Below are 26,362 nucleotides of genomic sequence, written 5' to 3'. Positions count from 1 at the left end.
GCTAACCGCGTCAGAGCAAGATACGCCTCCGTGCTCACCCACATATCCAGACGTCGATCACCGTTGCCATCCTTGCCTGCCGTGTCGCGCCTTGCTCGATAAGCCGCTTGCCGTTGTGCCGTCGTTTGTGTCATCTCCCATCTCCCTCGTTACCCGGTAACTATCGATTCGAAAGATGTTACCCGGTAACGCGAAACCTAACGATGTGGGGCAGATTTAGCGCTTACGACGAACTGAAGGGGCATGCGCTCGAGGAATGCCTGTTTTGGCTGCTTGACGGTATTGGCGCCCGGGATATTGAGTGGCGCGTGGGTGGCATCGGCGTCGGCACTGCCGATGGCGGCCGCGACCTCAAGGCCCGCTTCTATGTCCCCGATCACGATGGCCAGATCGTCGCGCGCCAATGGTGGGTGGAGTGCAAGGGGCGCGCGGGCACGCTCGAAATCGACGCGGTCAAAATCGCGTGCAATAATGTGCTCGCCGACCAGGGCGTCCTTTTCGAACTTGTTTCGTCGCTTCCACCATGCGCTCACAATTGCCCGCTATCAGCGGGTAAGCGGACGCTGGTGTCGTCGCCCAACAGCCGTTTTGGCCGATGACCCGTCACCGAAATTGCCAAATTCAGTGACTGCTTTCGATGTGCTACCGACGCTTCAGCGTCCAATCGCGGCATTATTTGAACGTCACTTCTTGGCCGGTCACAGACCGACGATGCCCTCGGTTCGGCGCCACCCGCCGTCCGACTCGCGGACGACAGGCCTCGACCCAAAGCGGTCAGTTAGGGTTTTCGAAAACGGTCGTTCGGTGAAGCACGGCTATATGGATAATCATCTCATGCTCACCCCAGAGTTTGCGTCACATGCTGGCTAGCTATCTGGCGAAATACATCACGAAGGATTTCGCCTCGCATAAGCTCAACGAAATGCGCTACTGGACCAGTCGCGGGGTTGTCGTTTGTCGCTTCCGTCTGTCGATGCGTCGCTGGATCGGTGTGAGGTGTTCTGGCGTCAGGAATTAGGTGTGTTCTGGTTATCGATTCGGGAACGTGTCTAGCCCGATCGCCCCCGCGTCAGGCCGCAGTATTCGGGTCGGCTTCATCGTCGTCAGGCGCGAACATGTCGACGAGGCGCCCGGAGAACAGCACACCGAACTTGCCTCTCCCTTCGTCGAGGGCAAGGTTGCGTTGCTCGGACACGCGTTCGATGTGCTCGCGTGTCGCCGGGGTCAGGTGTGTCTTCAACTGAGTCACCATATTGTTTACGACTTGGACTTCGTTTGCCAGACGGTGCAGCCCAACAGCCTGAATATCAACGCCGACGGTGCGCTCCCATAGCGATCGGTACTGCTTGAAGACGGGCACGCGGCCGTTGAAATACACCTCGTTGAACTTGAGTTGCTCAAGCACGACATTGCCATGAAGCAGGTCGTTTCTCTCATTCACCAGCGTGTGATACGCCCTGAACGCTGCGTGCTTGTAGTCCACCTGAGATTCGAAGCCCGTGCAGGTCACCGACAGATTCATGATCCTAATGTCGATGGGTTGGCGGATCGTGTTGTCTCGCAGCCTCTGATTGGACTTTAGCTCGGGCCGCATGAGAGCGAATAGCAGGAGATTGACGAAAGCTTCGGCCATTACCGGAAGCATCGATCGGATGCCGAAGCACAGGCCAAGGCCCTTCGAATACCTAGTGGCCACGTCAGACCAGTCGTTGTTAAGCACCTGCTCGACGCTTGCGATGTCGGGCATTGCGTCGTCCTCGGGTCGAAGATTCAAAGCGTTGAGTTCGCGGAGGAGCGAGTCGACTGAACTACGGATTCGCTGATACGGATTCACGAATTCGGTCCAGTCCTCGAGCGACTTTCGCAACTGAGCCATCTGCTGGCCGTGACTCGCAAAGTCAGCCTTGATCTGGGTGGCAAGATCTGGCATGTCCGCCTGGCTGATGCCAGGGACGTCAATAAGGACAACGGCGGTTCAGAAGTTCATCCCCTGGAACAGCACCCAACCAGTAGACATCCGTAGCATCCACTCCCAGTGGATCAAATTCTCCGAGCTGTCATTCCGCAAGAGGTTTTGCGGGCCATTCGGAACACCGAATCGAGCGCGGAAGTAGCAGTACAGATCGGCTGGCGCGACTTCGTTTCTGAGGGCAAGAAACGTCGACTTAGGTTTTCGATTTTTGCGTTGCAACTCAGCGACGATCTCGGTGAGCAGGGGGCATTCGAGATCAGCAACGAAATTGGTGGGAAGTGACATAGCAACTCGTCGACGGTGGACAGATGCCTAGGATAAGAACGGCACGATTGGAACACCGGCAGTCTACGCTTTGCGGACCGGCCGTTCGTGGCCGATGACAATCAGATGCGTCTCGCATAAGGCGACGCTACATCGAAACGAGGCAACTGGCCGAGCGCGACCCGCAGCGACCTCTCGACATTCTCCAGTGCGGACTTATCGTCCACGAATCAAACCGATGTCGTCGGGTCCTCACCAGAAGCTGCATCCCCGGCACCAATCGTTACCACTTCGATCCAAGCCTTAGGAATCGCGCGTCCCCACGCGGCGTAAATAGGAGCAAAAGCAATTTGCGCTTCATCTAGAAACGTTTCCGTCTCCCCCAGGGCTACGCTACCGTCTTCGCGCGCAATCAGCGCACGCAGTTCAACGGGAACACCGGTTTGGGTTACGAGGACGGCTGTTAGATACTCTGTTCTTTCAGGCGCGTCGACTGCCCGACGATAAGGATTGTTCGAATCATAGGGCGCGCACCAGACCTCACTGAGGAGGATCACTCCATCTGCACCATATTTGATCACCTCGTTCGCCAGCATTCTCATGAGAAGGTATTTTTCCCCGTGCTCTTGAGGAGCCAGTTGCATCAAATTTACGGGACGTGCGCCCTTCAGGAGGAAGGCAATGGTGTCGTGATGACCATCCACGGAAAACATCTTTCTGGCTGCATCGAACAGACCGTTCAACGTAGCTTCCGGCGCGGGGTCTGTCGACGGGAACATCTCCTTTGGATTGAGCCCGTATTTGCCTGCGGCCTGTTCCGCTCCCTTTCGGTCGAATTCAACAGCTTTCCGTTCGATCTCAATTGGCTGTCCCGTAGCAAGCCAGACATGGTGGCTACGAGCGTCGTCATGACCGATCATGCAGGGCAATCTTCCCCCTCGGGATTCTTCCCCCTCCGTGCGGTCGATGTCGCCGACCATCGTGGAAGGAGGTTCCAAGCCCAATTGTCGGTGCGCATCAGCCACTAACTGGGCGACCTTCCCATAGGCGATCCCTACAGCGTCTAAGAGCTCGTACTCTGGCAAGCTGTTTTCTACCCAACGCCTTTGAATACGTAGGATGCCATCTTTGAATACATGCTTTCGCAATGCTTCGGTGGGAATGCTGCTGATCAGTTCAACTGGACTCTGGAAGAGCTCGGCTGGGACCTCCATCCGTGGCCCTTCCTCGTAGTACGACGCCATGACCTCGGCTCGAACAAAGCTATGAGCTTCCAGATCGCCTTGCTTCTCGATTTTGTTGCGTGCATCCACCATCCAACGCATCAAGGAGTCAGCACGCAACCTGTTTTGCCACGACTCATACCAAGGATCGAAGTTGGTGAAGAGCCGCTTATTACTTTGCACAATGAAAGTGACGGTGCGCAGTGTCTGAATCGCGGTCTGAATCGAGACTCTAAAACTTTCGGGGTCAAAGTATCCACGTTCAGCCTCGTGCCATTGCCGGTGGACGTCCGCGAGCCGTCGGTCCACCGCGCTCAACGGACAGCGATTTTCATGCGCTGCTTCGGCCATCTCAATACCCCGCACAGAAACGCCTCGAATATCATCCGAGACCAAGAACTTAGCCTCGATTGAGCTACGCTTTGACATCCGTCCCGATTGTCAACGAATGGTACGCTGTTGTCGAATGTCTCATGTTGGCCGGCTAGCGACCTGCGCCGACCGGACCGTACCTTGGCCGCCACTTCCCGACGCCGCGTCTACTTTGGTAACCTCCACTCGCCCGCCCAGAGGTCGAAATACGCAAAGGCCGAGATGCGGCCGAGCACGATTTGCTCTCCAATGTCATCGACGACTTTGGATGGGACCGAAATCCCGGAATTGCCCTCCGGCAATGGAAAGATCTCGGCGAATGGCGCCGCATTGCCCAATTTCTCAACCACCTCCGCATGGCTCCCGGCCACAACCACGATTTGGATGCCCATCAGCGCTTGAACTCCACTGTGGCCACATCGCAGAGTTGCGCTCGGACTAGATCGATTGTCAGTTCACTCACCGTTTGCCCCCGCACATCGTAGACAAGTCGACATTTCCAAGACTCTGAAGGCAGGTGCGACCGACCATGCAGGATGCGTGCTCGGTTGTACTCGACGCTTAGCCGAGCGGCCTCCGTCGATTCCAAGCTGTGGTTGGCGACCAAAACGAATTCGCCCAACTCGTTGCTTACAAACTCCGGTGTGAACATCTGAGTCCTCTCCGCGACAAGGATACGATCCCACAGGTTTCGCCGAGTTTTAGCGGCGGCTTCTGGGCTGGTAAGCTTGCCCTTGTTCCACTGCGCACGGTGGACAACGACGACATTCTCGGATTCCATGACAATCTCCTCACAGGCGAAGGCGAGATTTAGTGTGCGCCTCTTCCGGCGGGCGCTATCCGGCCCTGAGCAGCCCTTGACAGTGAATGGCCGTTTAACGATGTGCTTATTCTCGCGCCCGCGAGTATGCTAAGAATCATAGCGGGCCAAAACGGCACCCGCCATCGCGCCCTCTAGCTTCCTGTGGGACCAAAAGCTACCCCACGACCGCGCCATCAGCGCCGTAAACTTCGCACTCTTCGCCTTGCACCTTTGCGCCGAGCCTCTGAGCTAACTGCCACATCTTTCCGAGGATCATGCTGTCCGGATTCTTGACTACCACATTGCCATTCCGAAAATCGAACCACGCCATATTTCCGTTCACGCCATTTCCTGCGTAAGCGATCCAGACAGCCAGCCCTTCGCTGTCTACCCTCAGGACACTGCCGTCACCCACGACCACGCTCGCATACCCGTCGAGACGCATGTCCGAGTCGGACTGAGCGATCGCCTTCCACTCGTCGATACCGATCTTGGGTCCGCTTTCATCGAACCAGTTTGACGTGCGTGTGATGTGAACGTCGTATCCCATAGTTGTCCTTCGAACTCTCAATTGGAAGCGTGTGACATTGAAATTTTCTCAGATCCAGACGTCGTTGTCGGCCGCCCGCTCCTGACGAACTTGGCCTCATGCAATCAGTATCATGGCGGAAGCCTAGCGCAGTGACGGAGGAACACGCCAACTCTACTTTCCTGCGCCTTTCACCCCATCGGCAGCTAACGAAATCCATAGGTCAATTTTGCGCTGTGTCTCCTCCGGGACTCTCGTGCGCAGGGCAGGCCAGAGCTGCCCCATGCCCTCGATCGCCTTTGCGATGAAAGGCATGCAGTACTGGAGTGGCAGTGACATGAGATAACTGCATTATCACGTTGAGGTAATAATCGTGAGTGATCCCGCTCACCTGATTGCGATCGCTCTGGATGCGGATGTACGCGGGCGCTTCGTTGACAGTAATTTTCTGTTGGACCTTTCTTGAAAGATTTCGGTAGAACGGATGAGCCATCGCCGCGTCATGTAGCCTTTTCGCGTCGTCCCGGCTTTGCTCAACATCCGGGCCTTCCGTTCCGATACATCTAACATAGTCAGCCGATGTCCCTTATCGTGAAGCTCCCATAACAGGATTCGCATTTCTCGTTCGGGATCAGTCACAGTTGCAAAGCGATATATCCCAGTAGCGCGGCGTTTTCGCGGCCTAGGCGTGGGAACACGGGTCGTCTTCGATTCGCTTTGGAAATATCCCGACCCGTGGCAGATATGGCACGTCAGGCAAAATTTGGGAGCAGCTGCGTTCTGGGCAAAGGTTATCCCAGTTATCTCCGCGGGTCAGTACGTCGTTCACTCTCTGCAGATTAAAGACTGCAATGCGACGCTGTACCGGTTCGACCGGTGAAAAAACGTTCGTCCGGGTGCGGCCAACATCGGTCGATCGACGTGTGGCGTAGGATTGCCAGGGATCGCGCTGCTTATACGCAAGCTACGGGGGCTCGTCATGATCGAACTGCTTGAGCCCTTCTCTCGCCAAATGGCGGGAGACCTTCTCTCAGTGTCTTTCCGAACTGGAGGGGCCATATTTCTATTGTTGCCAGCGCTGGAGAGAACTTCTTCAACGTTCGAGTGCCGTCGCTCGCAGGATCAAGAGGTGGCCCCTTGGAGGTTTCTTCTTTATACAACGATGAGGTGACGGTTTTCTACGCGACAACCCATCGGCATTTTTTCTCCGTGCTGGGCAAAGCTGACGAGGCCTGTGGTGCAGTCGACTTCATCCGGAAGATACTCGCCGAACAACTTGCCGTGGTCTCATACATTTGCACCGGCGACTCAACCATACAAGATGGGGTTTTTTCAAGCGTCGCGGTTCCGGCGGACAACATTCCACGCGCAAACTATGAGTATTACTACACTACGTCGATGCGCGTGCGCTCTTGGAAGGGCACTTACGACGCCGACTTCGCCGCTCCGTACGTCAGAGACAAGCCAACGGGCAAGGATGGGCGAGCGTCAAGATAATTCTGAATTGCTTCGGGTCGGGCTGCGGCCTCCCGGTGCGCCGAGCGTCGAAGCGGCGATGTCGGTCCGGGTGCGGCCATGAGCGGCCCTTCGACAAAGCCACCTAGTTCACTGACAATCCCCTCTTCCTGCATCCCGTTTTGCCATGGAGGCCGCTGATGGTGGGGGTGATAAGAAAAATCGCCGTCGTGGTCTTTTGCCTGATTGGTGTTTTCACTGTGGCATCGGGGGCCTTCCATTTTCGATCGCAGCGCACGTCGGGCGAAAAGCCCGAAGCTATCAAATCGCTCCGATCGCCGAATGGGTCCTATCAGGCGATACTGCTGACCTGGGCAGGAGGCGGTGGTTTGGCGCCATTTTGTCGCCAAGCGCTATATGTTGTTCCTAGCTCGATTGACGCCACCTTGAGCCATCTAGACAAACTTTATGAGGTGTACTCTGGGGTATGCGACGACTTTGCGGACCACAGCGCATCTCCCAAGGTTGTCTGGCGGTCTAATGAAGATTTAGATGTGTCATTCTCGATCAATCGTACCGCAGCGTTTCCCGGTACAGTGACCCTGAAAAAGATTGACGTGTCGGGGAACGTGAAGGTTCGTTTTAACGTGGAATAGTAGGCACATCGTGATTGATCCTTTCCCAAGTAGCTGAGTCGGCACGCGAGCGGCTGCTATCGGGAGAGACGGCCGTCCGCAACGGGGTCGTTTGCTGTCCTTGCGCAGGGGCAAAGCCGTCACTCGAAGAAGCCGCTGGTCCGACGACGGCAAAGCAACATATAACGGTTGTTAGCTGCCGCTCGGCCCGACGACCCTAAACGCCAAGAAGAGGACAGCTAGCTCCGATTTCCCGAATTGACCCACAGTTCGAACCACACCGCACCCCTGATGTTGCGTGGCCCCCTGGGCGAACAAAAATGCAAAGAAACCCAGTCAAAGCTCACATAGTGGGTAAAGCCCAAAGGTACCAGACATTGAAATCTAGTCGGCGAGCTATGCTCGATGCTAGCGGTTCGTAGTAAGCGTGTCGTGAGCGCCGTCTTGACGACAGCCCGGTGATGTTCAGGCGTGGTTACGAAGTTGCTCAGCCACAACCCACGGCATGAGTTGATCGACACGGTTGATCGCGTGATCAGCGATGCGAGCAAGTACGAAGCGCAGATATGCCTCGGGATCGATGTCGTTGAGCTTTGCTGTCCCGATGAGGCTGTAGATTGCCGTCGCGCGCTCGCCGCCAGAGTCAGCGCCGGCGAACAGGTAATTCCGCCTTCCGATGGCCACTCCGCGCAACGCGCGCTCAACCGGCAGATTATCGATCTCGAGTCGACCGTCGTCGCAATAGCGCGTGAGCGCAGCCCAACGGTTGAGCGCGTAGAGAATCGCGCGGCTGGTATCGGATTTGCGCGAGAGCGTGTCGAGCACTTCCCCCAGCCAAGTATGGAGCTGATCGAGTAACGGCTTCGCGTGCGCCTGGCGATAGGCTCGGCGCTCATCGGGAGGCTTGCCGCGGATGGCCTCTTCGATTTTGTAGAGTGCTCCGATTCGCTCGAGTGCTTCGGTATTGAAGGCATTCGGCCGAGCGGCGTGCAACTCATAGATCTGTCGCCTCGCGTGAGCCCAACACGCCGCTTCGACTACGCGTCCGGTTTCGTAAATGGCTTGATAGCCACCGTACGCATCGGCCTGTAGCGTGCCGGCAAACGATGCGAGATGTTGCTGCGGACGAATGCCCTTGCGGTCAGGCGTGTAGGTGAACCATACGGCAGCCGGCGTTGCATCGCCTGACGGTCGATCGTCGCGTACGTAAACCCAAAGTCGCCCGGTCTTGGTTGTGCCGTTGCCAGGTGCGAGCACGGGCACAGGGGTGTCGTCAGCGTGCAGTTTCGATGCCGCCATCACGTGGCGACGAATGGCTTCGACGAGTGGTTGCAACAGTGCCGCGCTATGACCGACCCACTTCGCCAGCGTCGCACGCTCGAGCTCAACACCTTCGCGTGCATAGATGACCGATTGTCGGTAAAGCGGCACATGGTCAGCGAACTTGGAGACGAGCACGTGTGCGAGCAATCCGGGGCCGGCGAGGCCGCGTTCGATGGGGCGGCTCGGTGCGCTCGCTTGCGCAATGTGATCGCAGCACGTGCATGCGAACTTCGGTCGTACATGCCGGATCACCCTGAAGCTCGCCGGTACGTACTCGAGCTGCTCCGAAACGTCTTCGCCGAGTCGCTTCATCGTGGCGCCGCATTGCATGCAACGCTCGGCCGATTCCGGCAGATATGTGCGCGTGTCGCGCGGCAGATGATCGGGTAACGGTTTGCGGTGCGGTGCTTCCGGCGCGGTGCGCGCCGTCTTCGGGATCTCGACGGGAGCAGCCCCCTCGTCGGCCTGCAGGTCCTCCAGACGTAGCTCGAGCTGCTCGATCTGGCGATCCAACTTCTCCGATTTGCGGCCGAACTGCATGCGGCGCAACTTGGCAATGAGCAGCTTCAGGTGTTCGACCTCGGCCGCCCGCGAAGCCAGTGCCGCTTCTTGCGACTCCACTCTTTCTTGTAATTTGGCGACCTGGACGTCACGTTCGCGAAGCGCCGCTGCCTGCTCGAGCAGCATGGCCTTGAGCGTTTCAACGTCGTCGGGAAGTGGGCTCGCGCGCGTCATGGGCGCAGTTTACGCGCCTGTACTGACGTTTACAACGCTGAAGTCGGTCGCGCAGTTCTCGTCGGTTGTCGCCAGTCGATGCCTTCAAGCAACATCGACAGTTGCGCCGGGCTAAGGCAAATGACGCCGCTGTCCGCCTGAGGCCAAATGAAGCGTCCCTTCTCGAGCCGCTTCATCAGCAAACACATACCGTCGCCACTCCACCACAGCACCTTGAGCAGGTCACCGCGTTTGCCGCGAAACACGAACACGTGACCAGAGAATGGATCGCGCTCCAGCACGGTTTGCACTTTAGCGGCAAGGCTGTTGAAGCCGGCTCGCATGTCGGTCGCGCCGGCGGCCAGCCATACGCGCGTCCCTGCGGGCAGACCAATCACGAAGCCGACCGCAACGTTGTCAGCACCGTCCTGAGCACGCCCAGGTCAAGTGGTCCATCGAAGCGCACCCGTACGGCGCCACATTCGACGACGAGACTGGACGTCACTTGCGCCGACACCGGCAACTGCACAGGAATGAACGTTTCGGACGGCCGCGCATGCGTGGCCGAATGGTTGCGCTCATGCAGGCGCCGCCAGCGCGCGATCATGTTGGCATTCAGGCCATGCTCATTCGCCACATCCGCAATGGAACGAGAAGGATCGTTAGCTTGCGCCACGACCATTGCCCGGAATTCCTTCGGGTAGTTCTTGGACCCAAGCCGTCGACCCCGTGCCTTCGTTTCCATCGTTCTGATTCCCACTTGATCTGGTGGGAATTAGGTTGCCGACTTCATGCCCTCATGAACAGACGGTGATGAGGCAACGCTTACGGTTCGTATAAAGTTCTCGTCAGCGGTGAGGAGGACATATGACAGCTAGAAATCGATTGATCGTTGGGAAATATTATTGGGTCATTCCGGCGCCAGCGCCGTCAGCAAATAGCGCGTGGGAAGACGGACCGCAGCCCGCCCGCTTCGTTGGTCGAGACTCAAATGGCGCGCCTCTTTGGAGCTGCGTCGGAATAGAACGCCCCACGAATTGGCCAATGCGCTGGATCGGGAATCGGATCCACGAGCCAACCAGAGCAATCGAACTGCTGGCGGAATTGCGGTAGACGGCATGCCGAGTTCTACACGCGCCCACCTCATTAGCCCGCAGCTTAACGTCCGCTTCCCGCTGCGTTGATGTAGGTCAGAACGGCCCAAGCTCGGTTCACTGATGCTGTCGGCCCCCCGGTGCGACCATGACAGCAGGAACGCCGTCGCCAACTGATCAAGGCTCAATATCCGAGACGCCGTCTCGCATTTTTCGGCCACGACCTTCGGTGGCAATTTCCTCGGAAATCCGGTCTGGCTGGTCCGCCAAATAGAACAGGCGCATCTGCTCCAGGTTATCAGTGCCAAGGGCTTCAGTAACGGCTCACGACGTGGCTCCTGATTGGCAAAGCAGGAGGTTACCTGATGCGCGGCGATTGGGGCTGAATCGCGGATCTCGCTCGAGCACGCGGCAACCGTTGCGCCAGCCCTAACCCCAAATCCTTAGCGCCGTAAAAACAAGCATCCCAACAACGATCGTGCCGAGCATGCTACGCCGCCAGAGAAACCAGGCGAGCCCGGCAAGCGTGCCATAGAGCGCATGATTGCCGAGCGCGACGGATAACCCCTGAGGCGTTTCGAGCACGTCAGGCACGATCACGGCGACGAGCGCGGCCGCCGGCGCATAGCGCAGCGCGCGCTGCACGCGCTCGGGCAGCGTGGCGCGCTCACCGCCGAGTAGAAAGAACGCGCGCGTCACCGCAGTGACGACCGTCATACCCGCAATGGTGAGCCAGATCTGCATCGCGCTCACGGCGCCTTCTCCTCGCGCACGCCAGGACCGGCCTCAGTGCCCATGCGGCGCCCGGCCGCCCGGTCAGCGAGCAGATCGGCGACACTTCCCGCGCCGAGCGCCGCGAAGACCGCGAGCGGCAGCCCGAGCCGGAACGGCAGATCGATCGCGACGATCGCGATGACGGCAGCCACGGCGACAGCCGCGAGCGTCGACCGGTTGGCAATCGCCGCCACGACGAGCGGCACGAGCGCAAGCGTGCCGGCGAGTTCGAGCCCCCAGTTGTCGGGAAAAATGCTCCCAAGCACGATGCCGGCAATCGACGACACCTGCCAGCTCGTCCAGCTGACGGCCGCCATCCCCCAGAAATAGGCTTCCTTGCCGGGTACGCGCCCCGTCGGGAACGACTTTTTCAGGAAGAGCAGATAGACGATGTCGCCGTTGAAGTAGCCGAGCGCGACGCGCCGCCAGAACGACAGATAGGAGAAGTGCGGCACGAGGCCGGCGCTGAAGATGACGAACCGGAGATTGACCATCGCCGCCGTCAGCAGAATGGTCCAGATCGGCAGTTTCGCGGCAAGGAGCGGCAGGATGGCAAGCTGCGACGAGCCGGCGTAAACCAGCACCGACATCACGAGCGCCTGCGGCATCGTCAGCACCGATTTGCTCATCGCGATCCCCGTCACGAGGCCCCACGAGATCAACGCCATCACCGTCGGGGAGTACGTGCGCGCGCCGTCGAGAAAAGCGGCACGGTCAGTCGGGCTTAGGCGGGAGAGCATGGGACAAAGAACGGCGGAACCGGCAAGCGCCCGATTATATCGCCCCTTTGCGCGCTCCATGTCCGGAATGAGTGCAAAAGACGCTAAAATGGCGCATTTACCGGACGGGGCCCACCCGCTAGGAGATTACGAATGTCAATGGCCGACCGCGACGGCAAGATCTGGATGGACGGCAAGCTGATCGAGTGGCGCGATGCCACGATCCACGTCCTCACCCATACGCTGCACTACGGCATGGGCGTCTTCGAGGGCGTGCGCGCCTACAAGACGGCCGACGGCAGCACGGCGATCTTCCGCCTCAAAGAGCATACGAAACGGCTCTTCAATTCGGCGAAGATCTTCCAGATGGATATTCCGTTCGATCGCGAAACGCTGATCGCCGCCCAAGCCGAGGTCGTGCGCGCGAACGGGCTCGAGTCGGCTTATATCCGGCCGATCGCCTGGGTCGGCTCGGAAAAGCTCGGCGTGTCGGCACGCGGCAACACCATTCACGTCGCGATCGCGGCCTGGCCCTGGGGGGCCTACCTCGGCGAGGAAGGCATCACGAAAGGTATTCGCGTGAAAACGTCGTCGTTCACGCGCCACCACGTCAACGTCTCGATGGTGCGCGCGAAGGCATCAGGCTGGTACGTCAACTCGATCCTCGCGAACCAGGAAGCGACGGCCGACGGCTACGACGAAGCGCTTTTGCTCGACGTCGACGGCTACGTTTCCGAAGGCTCGGGCGAAAACTTCTTCCTCGTGAACAACGGAAAGATCTACACGCCTGACCTCTCGTCGTGCCTCGACGGCATCACCCGCGACACCATCATCACGCTTGCGCGGGAAGCCGGCATCGAAGTCATCGAAAAGCGGATCACGCGCGACGAAGTCTATACGGCCGACGAAGCGTTCTTCACCGGCACGGCCGCCGAAGTGACGCCGATTCGCGAACTCGACAATCGGACGATCGGCAACGGCGTGCGCGGCCCGATCACCGAGAAGCTGCAATCGGCCTTCTTCGATATCGTCTCGGGCAAGAACGCCAAGTACGCCCATTGGCTCACGAAGGTGTGACGCGCGGCCCGCGCCGCGACGCCGGCAATGGTCCGGCGTCGTTTGCCGCGCCCGCATCGCCGCAGCATATCGCATACAACGAGAACTGGTCCTCATGAGCACCATCAAAGAAATGCCGCTGATCGAGCTGTCAGCGAAAGATCTGCCCGCTTATTGCCCCAACCCCTCGATGCCGCGCTGGAGCGCGCATCCGCGTGTATTCATCGACGTCTCGCACGGCGAAGCCCGCTGCCCCTACTGCGGCACGCGCTATAAGCTGCGCGACGGAGAAGTCGTCAAGGGCCATCATTGACGGCACACTCGACGCCGCATTGAATCATTGAAGCCGCAGCGCCCCGCTCGGACCGAACGGGCGGCGCGTGGCTTCGCTCGATTTCACTGCCTCCTGCGGCCCCATGAACGGCCGCGTTTGACCTGGACCTCGGATACTCACACTGATGCGTCGCGCGTTGGTTATCGCACCGAACTGGATCGGTGACGCATTGATGGCGCAGCCGCTTTTCGCGCTGCTGAGGCAGCTGCATCCGCGCATCGTCATCGATGCGCTCGCGCCCGCCTGGGTCGCGCCCGTCCTCGAGCGCATGCCCGAAATCCACGAGGTCCACGCCACCGACCTCGCTCACGGCAAGCTGCAGCTCATGCGGCGCTGGCAACTCGCCGCCGATTTGCGCGACGTAGGCTACGACGCGGCCTATGTGTTGCCGAATTCGCTGAAGTCGGCGTTCATTCCGTGGCTCGCCGGCATCCGTCTGCGGATCGGCTATACGGGTGAGCGGCGCTATGGGCTGCTCAACGTCCGCCACGCGAACCCAAGCAAGGACGCGCGCGGGCCGATGGCCGCGCATTACGCCGCGCTGGCCTATGCGCCGGGCGCCAACCTGTCCGACCTGTCGGCGCGCCTGCCGACGCCCCGTCTCGAGACCGACCTGAACGAGTCGATGCGCGTATCGACGCGCTTCAATCTCGACACGCGCGTGCCGCTCGTCGTCTTTTGTCCGGGCGCCGAGTACGGCAACGCCAAGCGCTGGCCTGCCGAGCATTTCGCGTCCCTCGCGCAGATGATCGGGCAATCGTTCCCTTATACGCAGATCGTCGCACTGGGCTCCGGCAAGGACGCGCCGCTCGCGCAGGCCATCGCCGAGCGAGCGCCGGCGCTGCGCAACCTCTGCGGCCAAACTTCGCTCGGGGAAGCCTGCGCGCTCATCGCGCGCGCGAGCGCCGTCGTCAGCAACGACTCCGGGCTCATGCACGTCGCCGCGGCGCTGCGGCGCCCGCTCGTCGCCGTTTTCGGCTCGAGCGATCCGCGCCACACACCGCCGTTATCGGACCTTGCGAAGGTACAATGGCTCCACCTCGAATGCAGCCCCTGCTTTGCGCGCGAATGCCCGCTCGGTCACTTGCGGTGCCTGCGTGAGCTCACCGCCGAGCAAGTGTTCGGCGATTTGCGCGGGATGCTGCTCGGCGAGCGCTGACGCACGGACGCCGCACCCGCCTTCGTGCGTTCATAGAGCGAGGGCGCGACACGGCGGGCGGAAGAACTGGGCTTGGCCGGCGGCGAACGCACATCGTTGCAGCGTGCGCATACGCCGACCAAGCCAGCCGAACCAAGCGCCTTGGTGCGCGAGAAAAAACCTGGACGAGCTATCCGATGCCACGCTTTGCCCGACTCTTCGAAGCCGCAGCCGACACACTGAACGCCTACTACCAGACCGTCGCTGAAAACGATATCGACGGCCTGATGGCCCTGTGGATCGACGAGGACTTCGCGAGCTTCATCGACGCGAGCGGGTCACATTGGCATGGCATCGACAGCATTCGTGCGGGGCTTGCGCAATTGGCGGCCGGGCAGGCGCTGCCGGCCGCGGTCGAGCCGCTCGACGTCCGTGTCTACGACAGCCTCGGAACCGTCGTCTATGCCGTCGCGGAAGCGCACCGGCTGCGTGACCCGCTCGCGCCACCGCGCATGGTCTACACGACCTACGTGATGGTTCACGAGCGCGGCGAATGGCGCATCGCGCACGTTCATGCGAGCACGATGCCGAACGAGACGGCCAACGAGTTCGTCGCGAAAATGCGGCAAGGACAGGGCGCATTGCACTAAGCGGGACGGCTTGCCGCCGCCCGCCGCGTTTTGGTGTTGGGGAAAGCAATGAGCACGGCAAACGGGAAGTCAACTTCGGTTCCGGCAGCGAGCCGGGTAGCCGCCGAGACGCTCATCGATCTGCTCTACTGCCCACCGCGATGGCTGCCGACGAACCACGCGCAGACGATCATCCCGGCGCTCTTCGCACGCCTGCCCGCCATCGATTACCGGCGGGAGCGGTGGACGACCCCCGATGGCGACTTCATCGAGCTCGACTGGATCGCCTACCCCGAGGGCAGCGCGGCGGCGCCCCCGCCCGACGCGCCGCTTTTCGTGTTGTTCCACGGTCTCGAGGGCAGCTCCGATTCGCACTATGCGCGCGTGCTGATGGCTACGGCGCGCGGTTTCGGCTGGCACGGCGTGGTGCCGCACTTTCGCAGTTGCAGCGGCCCGCTCAATCTCGCGCCGCGCTTTTATCACCTCGCCGACAGCGACGAGGTGGACTGGGTGCTGCGCCGCCTACGAGACGGACATCGCGGGCCCATCGTCGTCGCAGGCGTTTCGCTCGGCGGCAACGTGCTTTTGCACTGGCTCGGCGAGCGCGGCACGGACGCGGCATTCGTCGCCGCCGCGGCGGCCATCTCGACGCCGCTCGATGTTCACGCCGGCGGGCGGGCGCTTTCGCAGGGCTTCGCGCTCGTCTACACATTGAGCTTCCTGAAAACGCTCAAGAAGAAGGCGCTGCAAAAGCTCGAGCAATATCCGGGGCTCTTCGACCGCGACGCGATGCTTGCGAGCCGCACGATGTACGATTACGACAACGTTGTGACGGCGCCGCTGCACGGATTCCGCAATACGGACGATTACTGGACGCGTGCGACGACCAGGCCGCTTTTGCCAGACGTAGTCGTGCCGACGCTCGTCCTCAACGCGCGCAACGACCCGTTTCTTCCGAGCACGGCGTTGCCGACGCGCGCCGAGGTCTCGCCGGCCATCGAGCTCGATCAGCCCGAAGCCGGCGGGCACGTCGGTTTCATGACCGGGCCGTTTCCCGGGCGCATGGACTGGCTGCCGCGGCGCGTTTTCTCGTTTCTAGAGCCACACACGAAAAATGGATGACATCGTCAAGGCCGCGCTCGCGAAGTGGCCGAACGTGCCGCACTGCACAGGCTGGCTACTGCTCGACAGACGCGGCGCCTGGCGCATGCGCGACGAACGCGCCCAAGCGCTCGGCGAACTCGGCGCGCCTGTCAGGCATGTCGCGCTCTTAGGCTTCATCAACCGCAACTACGAATGCGACGAGCGCGGCATGTGGTTCTTCCAGAATGGGCCGCAACGCGTCTATGTCGAGCTTGCCTATACGCCATGGGTCGTGCGCCTCGCGCTCACCGATCGAGATGGAAAGCGCACGCTGACGCTCACCGATCAGACCGGCGGCGCATTCGAGCCTCGCTCGGCGCTGATCGACGAAGACGGCGCCGTTCTGTTGGTCGATGCGGCAACGCGGCCGCGCGTGGCGTTGCTGCACGATCACGATCTCGACCTTTTCAGCGACTTTGCCTCGCTCGACGACGCTGGGGGTGTGGGCCGCTTCCATTGGCGCGACGGACAAGACCTGCCGATCGAGACCATTGCCCGAGCCGATGTCGCCAGTCGCTTCGGCTTCGTCGCGAGCCCCGCCTCCGTGGGTGTCGGCGCGACACATTCGTCAGGCGATTGACGCCAAGTCGAGCGGCCTGCCGAGGTGCAATCGTTGCAACGAGCGCCTACACTCCATTAAAGGCGCGTCTCCTATAGATATACAAATGACTAGTTGACCAACGGGCTGTTCTTCGAAGGAGAAGGGGCGCGCCGGATATCGAGGGACGGAAGATGTCGATCGACACTCGCTTGCCGCGCTATCAACGGCTTCGCGACGAACTCGCCGGGCAGATCGCCGAACACCGTTGGGCGCCTGGCCAAGCGATCCCGACCGAGCACGAACTCGCCAACACTTATGGCCTCGCGATCGGCACCGTTCGCAAGGCCATCGATCGGCTCGTCGCCGACGGCTTGCTCGAACGTTTTCAGGGCCGCGGCACGTTCGTGCGCCGGCCGAACTTCGACGGCTCGCTTCTGCGCTTTTTTCGCTTGCACGACGAACGGCACGATCGATCCGTTCGTACGAGCCGGATTTTGATGCGGGAGGTGACGGAGGCGCCTTCGGAAGTCTGCGCCACGTTGCGAATCGAGCGATCCGCGCGAGTGATTCACATGTCGCGGCTGCGGCTTGTCGGCGACGCGCCGATCCTGGCCGAGGAAATCTGGTTGCCTTACAAGCCTTTCGCGGCATTCGCCATGCTCGATACGAGCGAGATCGGCGATCTTCTTTATCCGGTCTATGAAATGTATTGCCACCAGGTGATCGCCTCAGCGAGGGAGACACTGACGATCGAGATCGTCGACATGATGCACGCGCGGCTCTTGCGCATCGATCCGGGCACGCCCGTGGTCGTCGTCGAGCGGCTCGCCTATGGCTATGACCGTCGCCCACTGGAATGGCGCCGCTCGCGCGGACCGGCGAGCGAATTCGCTTATCAGGTCGAGATCCGCTGACCGATGCTGGGTGGCGCGGATCCGCGCATACTAGGTTCGACTGATCCAGCCGCCCGCACCTCGACCAGCTCGGCTAGCGCCGAGCGCGCGGGCGGCTGCTAACATAGGCGCCCTCTTAAGGAGCCCACGTGATGGCGGAACTGACACATTTCGATGCGGCCGGTCAGGCGCACATGGTGGACGTCGGCGGGAAGGATGAAACGAAACGCATTGCGGTCGCGCGCGGCTCGATCCGCATGCTGCCGGAGACGCTCGCGCTGATTCGCGGCGGCACCGCGAAGAAAGGCGATGTGCTCGGCGTCGCACGCATCGCCGCGATTCAGGGTGCCAAGCGGACGGCGGATCTGATCCCGCTCTGTCATCCGCTTGCGTTGACGCGCGTGGCGGTTGATTTCGCGCTCGACGATGCCCTGCCCGGCGTGCATTGCACGGCGCAAGTGGAAACGCTCGGACGCACCGGCGTGGAGATGGAAGCGCTGACGGCCGTGCAGATCGGCCTGCTGACGATCTACGACATGTGCAAGGCGGTGGATCGGGGGATGACGATTACCGACGTCGGCGTGCGCGAAAAGCACGGCGGGAAGTCGGGGGACTGGACGGCGCGGGGCTAAGAACCTGGTTCCGTCAGTCGAAGTGAAGCCGAAGCGAATACACTCCCGAGACTCAATGAATGTGGACGCTGCGCCCGCCAACGACGGGCTGGCGGCACTCGATAGATGTTTGAACGGCAAGATCGTCCGCATGATGACGACATGCGACGATGCACGATGGAACAACCAGGATGCGGACCCTCGCGCCGCCCAAACCCCATCTGGGGTATAATTTCCCTCCAAACGGAGATCGTCATGCTAACGACCGTCAAATCATCGCATCGCAGAAAAGCCTTGGAACCCGAGGCGACGAGCTCGTTGGTCGAGGAGTTCTATCTCCATGGCGATAAGCCGAAGAGAGGCCACGTCGTGCCTTCGACGAATCTGATCGCCGCGGTCTACGCGATCGAGCCGCAGACGCGCATTCATATCATTAAGAAAGGTGTCAGCCCGAAGATCTTTCTGATCTTGGCAAAATCGATGGCCTACAGCAAAGAAGAACTGGCGGAGACGCTGGGTTTATCCACGACGACCATCGACCGCAAGGCCAAATCGGGCGAGAGCCTATCTCCAGACCAAAGCGAACGAATCGTGGCAATGGCCAAGTTGATTGGCCAAGTACAAGCAATAGTCGAACAATCGGGCGACGCAACGGATTTCGACGCGGCCAAGTGGGTAGCTCGCTGGCTCGAGGAACCGCTGCCGGCGCTTGGCGGGCAACGACCGGCCGAACTTATGGATACAGCGGAAGGCCGGGAGGTAGTTTCGAACCTGCTCGCCATGAGCCAGTCGGGGGCCTACGCTTGAGGACGACAACTGCTGCACCTATCAATATTTGGCGAATTGCCACTGATACCACCGAATACGTCGCAGACGACCGAACCGGCGCCGGCGCAAAAGCAACGGGCGGCCGTTGGAATACAAAGGGCACGCCGATGCTTTACTGTTCCGAGAACATCGCGCTAGCCTGCCTGGAAACGCTCGTTCATATCAAGGCTGGGTCGCTTCCGTTGAACCGATACGTTGTACGAATTGAAGTGCCGCACGACTTGTGGAGCGGCGCGTTGGAACTGGATGCGCACGGCCACCCCGGCTGGGACGCCATTCCGTTCGGAATGGTTAGCCAGCGGGCCGGCCAGAAATGGGTTGCCAGTAGTGCAAGCGCGCTCTATAAGGTGCCATCTGTCATCGTGCCACAGGAACGGAACGTTCTCATCAACCCTCGGCATCCCGATGCCGCCAAGCTGCGCTTCCACAAATCGCGCAACCGGTGGACGTACGATAGTCGCCTGAGATAGCGGGTCGCGGCTGCTCGATGCAGGACGCCATTCAGTACCGAGAAGCGCTACGCGCAGACCGTGCGGCTCCCGAGCAACGCCGCGAACTTCTCGGCGTCCTGCGGCCGCCCGAGCAAAAAGCCCTGCACTTCGTCACACTTGAGCGCTTTCAGCCGCTCCAGTTGTGACGCCGTTTCGACTCCCTCCGCGACCACGTCCATCTGCAGCGAATGCGCCAGTGCGATGATGGCCTGCACGATCGCGCCGCCTTCATAGCCGTCCGCGTCGAGCCCGCTCGTGAAGAAGCGGTCGATCTTCAGTTGCTTCGCGCGGAATCGCTGCAGGTAGGCGAGGCTCGAGTAGCCGGTACCGAAATCGTCGATCGCGATCTCGAAACCGCTCTCCTGAAACGCCCGGATCATCTCGGTCGTGCGCGGTGCATCCTGCATCGCAACGGTCTCCGTGATCTCGAACATCAAATGTTCGGGCGCGACCTGCTCCGCACGCACGATGTCGAGGATCGACGCGATGAGATCCGGTTGCGCCAACTGCCGCGGTGAAAGGTTGATGGCAATGCGAACCGTCGGAAGCCCCTCCGCTCGCCAGCGCCGCATCTGCCGGCATGTCTCCCGCACGACCCAATAGCCGATCTGCACGATCTGGCCCGAGCGTTCCGCAATGGGAATGAACTCTTGCGGCGCGAGTACGCCCAGTTCCGGATGCGAGAGTCTCAGCAAAGCCTCCGCGCCCGCGAGATCGGCATTGGCGCCGCGGAATTTCGGCTGAAAATGCAGCGCGAAGTGACCTGATCGAAGCGCATCGTGCAACGCGCGCTGAATCTCCAGGGTGCGCGTGGCTGCCTCATTCATCGCCGTCTCGAAGAATCGGTACATGCTGCGTCCACCGCGCTTCGCTTCGTACATCGCCGCATCGGCGTTCTTCAGCAACGCTTCGGCGGTATCGCCGTCTTGCGGATACAGCGCTATGCCGATGCTGGGCGTCACCTGCAACCGTTGGCCGACGACGCGAAGCCCTTTGCGCATGCGCTGGAGCAAACTCTCCGCCATCCGGCGAGCATCGTCGCGCGCGGTGATGTCTTCAAGCAGCACGACGAATTCGTCTCCCCCGAGCCGAGCAACGGTGTCCGTTCCGCGAACGCAGTTTCGCAGCCGCCACGCAAAGGCTTTCAGCACCTCGTCGCCCATCGAGTGGCCCAACGAGTCGTTGATGGTCTTGAAACCGTCGAGATCCATGAACAGGATTGCGAACCGCGTATCGGCCGCGCTCGCCCTCGCGATCGCCCGTTCCAACCGCTCGTTCAGCGTCCGGCGGTTCGGCAAGTCCGTGAGGCTATCGAAGGTGGCCATCCGCACGATCTGCCCGTTCAGTTGTGAGACGGAGCTCGAGAGGAACGCAGTCCGCGCATCGAAGCGCGACAGGATGAGCGTGACGATCAGAATCGCGAACGTGAACAGCGTGACTGTCGTCGCGAGCCAATACATGTCGATACCGCTGGCCGCGCCGCATACCGAACCGGGCAGGAATGTGGCCGCGACGGTGCCGGTGTAGTGCATTCCGGTGATCGCGAGCCCCATCACACACGCGGCTGCCAGACGCTTGCGGCTCAAGTGACGCTGCGCCGCGTCGCTGAGCGTACGCGCGATCCATAGCGCGGCGCCCGAGGCAACGATTGCAATGACGACCGACAAGGCGAGCAGCGTCGGGTCGTATATGATCCCAGGCCGCATCAGCATCGCCGCGTCACCGGTATAGTGCATCCCGGCAATACCGAAGCCCATCAGGACGCTGCCGGCGGCAAGGCGCCGCCACGTCAGCCGCGCGCCGGTGATCACATAGAGCGCAAATCCCGAGACGAGTATCGCAATCAGCAGCGAGACGCCCGTGAGCGTGAGGTCGTAACCGATGGGAATCGGCAGCGAGAACGACAGTACACCGATGAAGTGCATCGACCAAATGCCGATGCCCATCGCGGTAGCGCCGCCGCCAAGCCAGGCGAGACGCAATCGCGTGTTCCCGAGCAGCACGATGCGGCCCGACAAGTCCAGCGCCGTGTACGACGCGAGCGTCGCGACAACGAGCGACAGCGCGACGAGCGGCAGATTGTAGGTGCCGTGCATGCCAATTCTCTTACCAGAACCCCGGTGAACCCCTTGTTACTTGATATCGGCACGGCGGGGCGCTTGCTTGAGAACAGTTAACCCCTACTCGTCATCGCCCTCGTCATCGTGTCCCGTTTCCGGCGGATTGCCGTATCGTTTTGCGAGTTCGGCCTTGAATCCAGCCAGCTTCGGTTCGTCGTCGCAAAGCTCGTAAAGCCCCGAAAGCTGGGCCGGCCAGTCGTGCAGTACGGTGGCAAAGATCTTCAGTCGTTCGACGGTATCGAGCGCGTCGGCCTGCCGGCCATCGAGCGCTTGCAACACCGCGTAGCGCCTCAGCACTGTCTCGCCCGGGAGCAGTGCGATCGCCCGTTTGTGCATCGCGAGCTTCGTCTGGAGATCGTTGCTATCGATCGGGAGCAGCGTCGCCATCCCGTATTCACCCCACGCGCCGAACAGGAACGACGGTGCCGCGCGATATTGCTCCCCCGGCCGGGCGCCGTAATAGAGCACCTCGGCGCGCGCATAGTCCCGATGGATCGGCTCGAGCGCCGCGAGCCCGGCGATAACGATGAGCGTATGCAGCGCCAAAGACGCGCGCGGCGGCACGAAGCTGAGCGGTTTCGTCTCCAGGATGCCGAGTACGAACATCGCGGGCAGCAGGAAGAACATGTACTGCTGCGGGTACTCGACGAGCGCATGCATGAGGAGCACGCCGATGAGCGAGAGGCCGAATACACGCGAACGCGTGTGCCGCACGCGCAGCACACGCACGAGCCAGGCGAGGAGGCCGATCAGCACCACGCCAAGGCCGATCACACCCGTCTTCGCAAGCAGATCTATGAAAACGTCGTGCGAGTTGTTGGCGATCTCCACGTCGCCGAGCGTCTTCACGAGCTCGAACTGATAACGCGGAAACTCGCCCCAGCCGACGCCGAGCCACGGATGCTGCTCGAACATCGTCCACCCGTATTTCCACATGGCGAGCCGCGGCGCGATTTGACCTATGTCATGGAAGCGGTGCGCCGCGGACACGTCGAGGTTAAGGTGATAGCGAACGTTCGCCCAGCGGACCGCGACGTTCACGATGACGAAAAGCGCCACGAGCACGACAGGGATCAGCCACGGGCGCCCGCCCGCACGCCAATGTTCGCGCCGTGCCGTGACAGCCGCCATCCAGAACCCGGCCACGACGACGACCCCCGTCTGCAGCCACGGCCCGCGTGAGACCGTCAGCGCCTGGCCGAGGACGTAAATCGATGAAAGGACCGCCCAAAGCAGGCCGTCTAGCCGACGCGTCTGCACCAGATACATCGCCGCGGCGAGCGCGAACGCGATGACGGTCGCCAAGTGGTTGGCTTGCGCCATATTGCCGAACGGCCGGCGGTCGACGGTCACGTTGTAGGCCACCACGAATGGCGCAAAGCGCGCCTCGGCATGAAAAAGCTGAACGAGCTGGCAAAACACGGCGAAGAGCCCGCCGACGACGAGCGCCCATGCCACCCACTGCAGCGCCTCTCTGCTGAGATTCGCACGCGCAAACCCATATCCCGCATGCGCCGCCATGAATGCCGCGAGCAAGAACCCGGCGCCGAGCCAGTTCATCGACGGCTGCTCGAGGCGCAGGACGAACGTCTGCGCGATCAGGACGAGCCCGAAGAGAAGCGGCACGAGCGCGACCGTGGGCGTCCCGAATGAGGGGGACGGCCGCGCGGTCGTCGCAAGCCATGCAACCGAAGCGCCGACCAGCAGGTAGAGTGCGAGAGCGGTGAATTCGGAATAAAACGTCGGGATCGGGTAGGTATGGTTGGTCACCGCGTACGGAAGCAACATCGCGAGGGCCAACAGCACAAACGACAGATAGCGCGCAAACGGTGAAGTCATGAAGGGAACGGACGGTCGGCAATCGGCGCACTATACAAAAAAAACGTTACGCTGTGCGACGCCCGTCATGACCTTTCGAGCCGCCCGTTCCCGTGGCGCCACGTCGACCGGCCCTTTGTCATGCTCGACATTCGGGCGGCGCGACGTTCGCGGGTAGCGTCGCGGCCTCGGCCGGCATCGGTCCCGAGCCCGGCGCCGGCAGCGACGAGGCGCTCTTGCCGCTGGCAAAGCATTCCCAGTTGACCGCGCCGGCCGGCATGGCGCCGCGCGTAAGCGCGACGCGCCCCGTCGGCGTAAAGGCGTCGTCAGGCACCGATGGGACGAGCACCAGCGTCTCGCTTCCCTGTGGCGCCACGCGCGCGGTATAGCGGATCGAGATTTCGCCGCTGTCGTCGTCGATCGCAATCGATTCGACGTTGCGCGTGGGCGGCGGCGACGCGTAGCCGCTGCCGAGCGCATTACCGCTCGCGGCGTTTTCGGCGACGGCGAGCCGCGCGGCCGCGGCAAGCGACAACCCCTCGCCCACGCGACTGCGCGCAAGATAGTCCTGATAAGCGGGAATCGCATATGCCGCGACCACGCCGACGATCGCGAGCACGATCATCAGCTCGACGAGCGTAAAACCCGAACCGCAACCATATGTGCGGCGAACGCGCGCCATCGATGCCAGCGCGGATACGAAAACGACGACGGACATTGCCAAACTCCTCGAACCGGATTGGCCCGAACGTCCAAAACGGAGCGACGCGAGACGAAACCCGCATCGGCCCCCGACGGACGCCTCGGATGGAAAAGCGCCCCTTTGAGCAGGGGCAGTGGTTCGGAGAGTAGCCGGCGGATGCCGGCGGGGGCAGTCAGCCGAACGGCCAATCCGCGGGCGGGATGCCGATCGATCAAAAGAACGCCGAGCGGCGGCGTCCGGAAGGATGCGAAAGAGCGCTCAGTCGCAGCCGGACGAGCGAGGCGTGCCGCTGTGCTAGGACGCGTCCCGCGCAGCCTCGCGCCGACGCATTCGGCGTTTGATCGCGTAGCCCGCGGCAACGACGAACACCGCACCGGCAATGCGGGCCCCATACTCAGCGGCGGGCGTATCGAGTAGCGGCCAGCGATCGCCGGCTGGGTCGTTGACGATGAGACCGCCCGCGATCCAGCCGAGCAACGCCGCGCCAAGTGTGACGATGATCGGAAAGCGATCGAGCAGCCTCAGCACCAGCGTGCTACCCCAGACGATGAGCGGAATGCTGACGACGAGGCCGAACACGACGAGCGCGACACGATGGTGCGGTTCGGCGGCCTCGGCCGCGCCGGCGATCGCGATGACGTTGTCGAGACTCATGACGGCGTCCGCGATGATGATCGTCTTGATTGCTGCGATGAGCTTGTCCGCCGGCTTGATGTTCTCGTGCGCGTCATGCGCCGGCGCGAGCAGCCTCACCCCGATCCAGAGCAATAAAAGCCCGCCCGCGAACTTGAGCAGCGGCACATCGAGCAGAGCGACGGCGAACGCAATGAGAACGACGCGAAGCAGGATAGCGCCGGCCGTTCCCCAGATCACGCCTTGCATCCGTTGGCTGCTCGGCAGCTTGCGACAGGCAAGCGCGATCACGACGGCGTTATCGCCGCCGAGCAGGATGTCGATGACGATGATCTGAAAAACCGCGCCCCAATGGAGCGTCGTAAAGAAGTCGAGCATGGAATCGAGCATAGAAGAGGCGCAATAGACGTTCCCGGACGGCAGCGACGATGAAAGCGAAGTGTCGAAGCGGCGCCGATAACGAGCGGCAATCGGCGAAGACGAAAAAAAAACGAGGAAGCCGTTCGTGCTTCCTCGCTTTGCGTCGGCTATCGGTTACCTTACGAAACGGTTTCGCAAGGATACCAAAACGCCGCGGTCTGATGCGCTTTGCTTCGCGATCCTGCCCGCGGTGCGGGAGGGGCTGCGAACGAGCCTCAGATAATCGACTTCAAAAGGCGGCCCATCTCCGACGGGTTCTTCGTGACCTTGATCCCGCAGGCTTCCATGATTTCGAGCTTTGCTTCGGCCGTGTCGGCTCCGCCCGAGATTAGCGCGCCCGCATGACCCATGCGCTTGCCCGGAGGCGCCGTGACGCCGGCGATGAAGCCGACGACGGGCTTCTTCATGTTGTCCTTGATCCAGTAGGCCGCGTTCGCTTCATCGGGGCCGCCGATCTCGCCGATCATGATGACGGCGTCCGTATCGGGATCGTCGTTGAACATCTTCATGACGTCGATGTGCTTGAGCCCGTTGATCGGATCGCCGCCGATACCGACCGCCGACGATTGGCCAAGGCCGAGCGCCGTCAGTTGAGCCACGGCTTCATAGGTCAGCGTGCCGGAGCGCGAAACGACGCCGATGCGGCCTTTCCGGTGAATATGACCGGGCATGATGCCGATCTTGAGCTCGTCCGGCGTGATCGTGCCGGGGCAGTTCGGCCCGAGCAGCAGCGTCTTGCGGTTTTCGCGACGCATGCGGTCCCGGACTTCGATCATGTCGCGCACCGGAATGCCTTCGGTGATGCAGATGGCGAGATCGAGATCGGCCTCGACGGCCTCCCAGATCGCCGCGGCGGCGCCTGCCGGCGGCACGTAAATGACCGAGACGGTCGCGCCTGTCTGGGCCTTCGCTTCCTTTACGCTCGCAAAGATCGGGATGCCCTCGAAATCCTCGCCGGCCTTCTTCGGATTCACGCCCGCGACGAACGCCTCGCGGCCGTTCGCGTACTCGCGGCATGCGCGCGTATGGAACTGACCCGTCTTGCCGGTGATGCCCTGCGTGATGACCTTCGTGTCTTTGTTGATCAGAATCGACATGTATTGACCTCTAACCGTATCCTGTTTCGCA

General features: G+C 61.3%; 29 protein-coding genes. 12 read left to right on the top strand and 17 right to left on the bottom strand.

The genetic code is table 11. From position 1 onward, the window contains the following. Positions 1–197: 197 nt before the first annotated feature. From B0G57_RS30890 to B0G57_RS13200, 7 genes are all read right to left on the bottom strand, one after another. Entirely contained in the window at positions 198–533 is a 336-nt protein-coding gene (locus B0G57_RS30890; RefSeq protein WP_146013357.1) for a hypothetical protein, read from the bottom strand. A 536-nt stretch (positions 534–1,069) separates the two neighbouring features. Further along, entirely contained in the window at positions 1,070–1,930 is an 861-nt protein-coding gene (locus B0G57_RS13225; protein WP_018443839.1) for a hypothetical protein, read from the bottom strand. 45 nt (positions 1,931–1,975) lie between these two features. Beyond that, on the bottom strand, positions 1,976–2,257 hold the full coding sequence (locus B0G57_RS13220) for a hypothetical protein (RefSeq protein WP_018443838.1): 282 nt from the start codon (positions 2,255–2,257) through the stop codon (positions 1,976–1,978). A gap of 209 nt (positions 2,258–2,466) precedes the next feature. Then, positions 2,467–3,810, bottom strand: a complete 1,344-nt coding sequence (locus tag B0G57_RS13215; RefSeq protein ID WP_051090138.1) for an immunoglobulin domain-containing family protein — start codon at positions 3,808–3,810, stop codon at positions 2,467–2,469. Between the two features lie 188 nt (positions 3,811–3,998). Further along, entirely contained in the window at positions 3,999–4,223 is a 225-nt protein-coding gene (locus tag B0G57_RS13210; protein WP_018443836.1) for a hypothetical protein, read from the bottom strand. Beyond that, complete coding sequence (locus B0G57_RS13205; RefSeq protein ID WP_018443835.1) at positions 4,223–4,612, bottom strand: hypothetical protein; 390 nt, start codon at positions 4,610–4,612, stop codon at positions 4,223–4,225. Before B0G57_RS13205 ends, B0G57_RS13210 begins: the two co-directional genes overlap by 1 nt. Positions 4,613–4,808: 196 nt before the next feature. Further along, the gene (locus B0G57_RS13200; protein WP_018443834.1) at positions 4,809–5,183 is read right to left on the bottom strand and encodes a hypothetical protein; all 375 of its coding nucleotides are present in this window, start codon (positions 5,181–5,183) and stop codon (positions 4,809–4,811) included. A gap of 1,116 nt (positions 5,184–6,299) precedes the next feature. Here B0G57_RS13200 and B0G57_RS13195 point away from each other — a divergent pair. Together B0G57_RS13195 and B0G57_RS13190 are read left to right on the top strand one after the other, a co-directional pair. Next, positions 6,300–6,659 (top strand): hypothetical protein, encoded by a 360-nt coding sequence (locus B0G57_RS13195; protein WP_018443832.1) that lies wholly within the window; start codon positions 6,300–6,302, stop codon positions 6,657–6,659. A gap of 158 nt (positions 6,660–6,817) precedes the next feature. Beyond that, a complete protein-coding gene (locus B0G57_RS13190) occupies positions 6,818–7,273 on the top strand; it encodes a hypothetical protein (RefSeq protein ID WP_018443831.1) in 456 nt (151 codons plus the stop codon). Positions 7,274–7,717: 444 nt separating this feature from the next. Here B0G57_RS13190 and tnpC read toward each other — a convergent pair whose 3' ends face one another. The 5 genes from tnpC to B0G57_RS13165 form a co-directional block, all read right to left on the bottom strand. Continuing rightward, positions 7,718–9,310, bottom strand: a complete 1,593-nt coding sequence (tnpC, locus tag B0G57_RS13185; protein WP_018443830.1) for an IS66 family transposase — start codon at positions 9,308–9,310, stop codon at positions 7,718–7,720. Between the two features lie 29 nt (positions 9,311–9,339). Beyond that, positions 9,340–9,687: an IS66 family insertion sequence element accessory protein TnpB gene (gene tnpB / locus B0G57_RS13180; protein WP_018443829.1), complete on the bottom strand. Its 348-nt coding sequence runs from the start codon at positions 9,685–9,687 to the stop codon at positions 9,340–9,342. Then, positions 9,684–10,034 carry an IS66-like element accessory protein TnpA gene (gene tnpA, locus B0G57_RS13175; protein ID WP_026230257.1) on the bottom strand — a complete coding sequence of 117 codons (351 nt, stop codon included), beginning with the start codon at positions 10,032–10,034 and terminating at the stop codon, positions 9,684–9,686. The genes tnpB and tnpA overlap by 4 nt, the downstream gene beginning before the upstream one ends. A 778-nt stretch (positions 10,035–10,812) precedes the next feature. After that, positions 10,813–11,136: an AzlD domain-containing protein gene (locus B0G57_RS13170; protein ID WP_018443827.1), complete on the bottom strand. Its 324-nt coding sequence runs from the start codon at positions 11,134–11,136 to the stop codon at positions 10,813–10,815. Then, positions 11,133–11,897 (bottom strand): AzlC family ABC transporter permease, encoded by a 765-nt coding sequence (locus B0G57_RS13165; protein ID WP_102607118.1) that lies wholly within the window; start codon positions 11,895–11,897, stop codon positions 11,133–11,135. Before B0G57_RS13165 ends, B0G57_RS13170 begins: the two co-directional genes overlap by 4 nt. A 132-nt stretch (positions 11,898–12,029) precedes the next feature. On the opposite strand from B0G57_RS13165, the gene B0G57_RS13160 reads away from it, so the two are divergent. From B0G57_RS13160 to B0G57_RS13115, 10 genes are all read left to right on the top strand, one after another. Continuing rightward, positions 12,030–12,953 carry a branched-chain amino acid transaminase gene (locus tag B0G57_RS13160; protein ID WP_026230255.1) on the top strand — a complete coding sequence of 308 codons (924 nt, stop codon included), beginning with the start codon at positions 12,030–12,032 and terminating at the stop codon, positions 12,951–12,953. A 94-nt stretch (positions 12,954–13,047) separates the two neighbouring features. Then, complete coding sequence (locus B0G57_RS13155; RefSeq protein WP_018443823.1) at positions 13,048–13,245, top strand: zinc-finger domain-containing protein; 198 nt, start codon at positions 13,048–13,050, stop codon at positions 13,243–13,245. Positions 13,246–13,390: 145 nt separating this feature from the next. After that, positions 13,391–14,425, top strand: a complete 1,035-nt coding sequence (waaF, locus tag B0G57_RS13150) for a lipopolysaccharide heptosyltransferase II (protein WP_018443822.1) — start codon at positions 13,391–13,393, stop codon at positions 14,423–14,425. Positions 14,426–14,601: 176 nt separating this feature from the next. Continuing rightward, positions 14,602–15,054, top strand: coding sequence for a nuclear transport factor 2 family protein (locus B0G57_RS13145; protein ID WP_018443821.1), 453 nt, complete (start codon positions 14,602–14,604; stop codon positions 15,052–15,054). A gap of 48 nt (positions 15,055–15,102) precedes the next feature. Further along, positions 15,103–16,155, top strand: a complete 1,053-nt coding sequence (locus B0G57_RS13140) for a YheT family hydrolase (RefSeq protein ID WP_018443820.1) — start codon at positions 15,103–15,105, stop codon at positions 16,153–16,155. Next, positions 16,148–16,756, top strand: coding sequence for a DUF2946 family protein (locus B0G57_RS13135; protein WP_018443819.1), 609 nt, complete (start codon positions 16,148–16,150; stop codon positions 16,754–16,756). Before B0G57_RS13140 ends, B0G57_RS13135 begins: the two co-directional genes overlap by 8 nt. Positions 16,757–16,908: 152 nt before the next feature. Then, entirely contained in the window at positions 16,909–17,631 is a 723-nt protein-coding gene (locus B0G57_RS13130; protein ID WP_018443818.1) for a GntR family transcriptional regulator, read from the top strand. Between the two features lie 131 nt (positions 17,632–17,762). Then, a complete protein-coding gene (gene moaC / locus B0G57_RS13125; RefSeq protein ID WP_018443817.1) occupies positions 17,763–18,242 on the top strand; it encodes a cyclic pyranopterin monophosphate synthase MoaC in 480 nt (159 codons plus the stop codon). 234 nt (positions 18,243–18,476) lie between these two features. Further along, positions 18,477–19,028, top strand: coding sequence for a type II RES/Xre toxin-antitoxin system antitoxin (parS, locus tag B0G57_RS30885; RefSeq protein ID WP_108912780.1), 552 nt, complete (start codon positions 18,477–18,479; stop codon positions 19,026–19,028). Next, on the top strand, positions 19,025–19,519 hold the full coding sequence (locus tag B0G57_RS13115; RefSeq protein ID WP_317615667.1) for an RES family NAD+ phosphorylase: 495 nt from the start codon (positions 19,025–19,027) through the stop codon (positions 19,517–19,519). The genes parS and B0G57_RS13115 overlap by 4 nt, the downstream gene beginning before the upstream one ends. Before the next feature lie 47 nt (positions 19,520–19,566). On the opposite strand, the gene B0G57_RS13110 is transcribed toward B0G57_RS13115, so the two are convergent. The 5 genes from B0G57_RS13110 to sucD form a co-directional block, all read right to left on the bottom strand. Then, on the bottom strand, positions 19,567–21,636 hold the full coding sequence (locus B0G57_RS13110; protein ID WP_102607119.1) for a putative bifunctional diguanylate cyclase/phosphodiesterase: 2,070 nt from the start codon (positions 21,634–21,636) through the stop codon (positions 19,567–19,569). 84 nt (positions 21,637–21,720) lie between these two features. Next, a complete protein-coding gene (locus tag B0G57_RS13105; RefSeq protein ID WP_018443813.1) occupies positions 21,721–23,499 on the bottom strand; it encodes a Wzy polymerase domain-containing protein in 1,779 nt (592 codons plus the stop codon). Positions 23,500–23,617: 118 nt separating this feature from the next. Beyond that, positions 23,618–24,196, bottom strand: coding sequence for a pilin (locus B0G57_RS13100; protein ID WP_018443812.1), 579 nt, complete (start codon positions 24,194–24,196; stop codon positions 23,618–23,620). Positions 24,197–24,475: 279 nt separating this feature from the next. Then, positions 24,476–25,192 carry a TerC family protein gene (locus B0G57_RS13095; RefSeq protein WP_026230253.1) on the bottom strand — a complete coding sequence of 239 codons (717 nt, stop codon included), beginning with the start codon at positions 25,190–25,192 and terminating at the stop codon, positions 24,476–24,478. A gap of 257 nt (positions 25,193–25,449) precedes the next feature. Next, on the bottom strand, positions 25,450–26,331 hold the full coding sequence (gene sucD, locus B0G57_RS13090) for a succinate--CoA ligase subunit alpha (RefSeq protein ID WP_018443810.1): 882 nt from the start codon (positions 26,329–26,331) through the stop codon (positions 25,450–25,452). Between the last annotated feature and the right edge of the window lie 31 nt (positions 26,332–26,362).

Source organism: Trinickia symbiotica, assembly GCF_002934455.1.
Classification (GTDB): domain Bacteria; phylum Pseudomonadota; class Gammaproteobacteria; order Burkholderiales; family Burkholderiaceae; genus Trinickia; species Trinickia symbiotica.
The sequence above is the reverse complement of the archived record's forward strand: the minus strand, read 5'-3'. Positions and strand labels throughout refer to the sequence as shown.

Bases quoted from the DNA above. Each gene is read 5' to 3' on its own strand.
- B0G57_RS13215 (WP_051090138.1), bottom strand. From the start codon at position 3,810: ATGGCCGAAGCAGCGCATGAAAATCGCTGTCCGTTGAGCGCGGTGGAC.
- B0G57_RS13205 (WP_018443835.1), bottom strand. From the start codon at position 4,612: ATGGAATCCGAGAATGTCGTCGTTGTCCACCGTGCGCAGTGGAACAAG.
- B0G57_RS13225 (WP_018443839.1), bottom strand. From the start codon at position 1,930: ATGCCAGATCTTGCCACCCAGATCAAGGCTGACTTTGCGAGTCACGGC.
- B0G57_RS13220 (WP_018443838.1), bottom strand. From the start codon at position 2,257: ATGTCACTTCCCACCAATTTCGTTGCTGATCTCGAATGCCCCCTGCTC.
- B0G57_RS13200 (WP_018443834.1), bottom strand. From the start codon at position 5,183: ATGGGATACGACGTTCACATCACACGCACGTCAAACTGGTTCGATGAA.
- sucD (WP_018443810.1), bottom strand. From the start codon at position 26,331: ATGTCGATTCTGATCAACAAAGACACGAAGGTCATCACGCAGGGCATC.
- waaF (WP_018443822.1), top strand. From the start codon at position 13,391: ATGCGTCGCGCGTTGGTTATCGCACCGAACTGGATCGGTGACGCATTG.
- B0G57_RS13095 (WP_026230253.1), bottom strand. From the start codon at position 25,192: ATGCTCGACTTCTTTACGACGCTCCATTGGGGCGCGGTTTTTCAGATC.
- B0G57_RS13110 (WP_102607119.1), bottom strand. From the start codon at position 21,636: ATGCACGGCACCTACAATCTGCCGCTCGTCGCGCTGTCGCTCGTTGTC.
- B0G57_RS13130 (WP_018443818.1), top strand. From the start codon at position 16,909: ATGTCGATCGACACTCGCTTGCCGCGCTATCAACGGCTTCGCGACGAA.
- moaC (WP_018443817.1), top strand. From the start codon at position 17,763: ATGGCGGAACTGACACATTTCGATGCGGCCGGTCAGGCGCACATGGTG.
- B0G57_RS13155 (WP_018443823.1), top strand. From the start codon at position 13,048: ATGAGCACCATCAAAGAAATGCCGCTGATCGAGCTGTCAGCGAAAGAT.
- tnpC (WP_018443830.1), bottom strand. From the start codon at position 9,310: ATGACGCGCGCGAGCCCACTTCCCGACGACGTTGAAACGCTCAAGGCC.
- B0G57_RS13160 (WP_026230255.1), top strand. From the start codon at position 12,030: ATGTCAATGGCCGACCGCGACGGCAAGATCTGGATGGACGGCAAGCTG.
- B0G57_RS13190 (WP_018443831.1), top strand. From the start codon at position 6,818: ATGGTGGGGGTGATAAGAAAAATCGCCGTCGTGGTCTTTTGCCTGATT.
- B0G57_RS13135 (WP_018443819.1), top strand. From the start codon at position 16,148: ATGGATGACATCGTCAAGGCCGCGCTCGCGAAGTGGCCGAACGTGCCG.
- B0G57_RS13140 (WP_018443820.1), top strand. From the start codon at position 15,103: ATGAGCACGGCAAACGGGAAGTCAACTTCGGTTCCGGCAGCGAGCCGG.
- B0G57_RS13105 (WP_018443813.1), bottom strand. From the start codon at position 23,499: ATGACTTCACCGTTTGCGCGCTATCTGTCGTTTGTGCTGTTGGCCCTC.
- B0G57_RS13100 (WP_018443812.1), bottom strand. From the start codon at position 24,196: ATGTCCGTCGTCGTTTTCGTATCCGCGCTGGCATCGATGGCGCGCGTT.
- B0G57_RS13145 (WP_018443821.1), top strand. From the start codon at position 14,602: ATGCCACGCTTTGCCCGACTCTTCGAAGCCGCAGCCGACACACTGAAC.
- parS (WP_108912780.1), top strand. From the start codon at position 18,477: ATGCTAACGACCGTCAAATCATCGCATCGCAGAAAAGCCTTGGAACCC.
- B0G57_RS13165 (WP_102607118.1), bottom strand. From the start codon at position 11,897: ATGCTCTCCCGCCTAAGCCCGACTGACCGTGCCGCTTTTCTCGACGGC.
- tnpA (WP_026230257.1), bottom strand. From the start codon at position 10,034: ATGGAAACGAAGGCACGGGGTCGACGGCTTGGGTCCAAGAACTACCCG.
- B0G57_RS13210 (WP_018443836.1), bottom strand. From the start codon at position 4,223: ATGGGCATCCAAATCGTGGTTGTGGCCGGGAGCCATGCGGAGGTGGTT.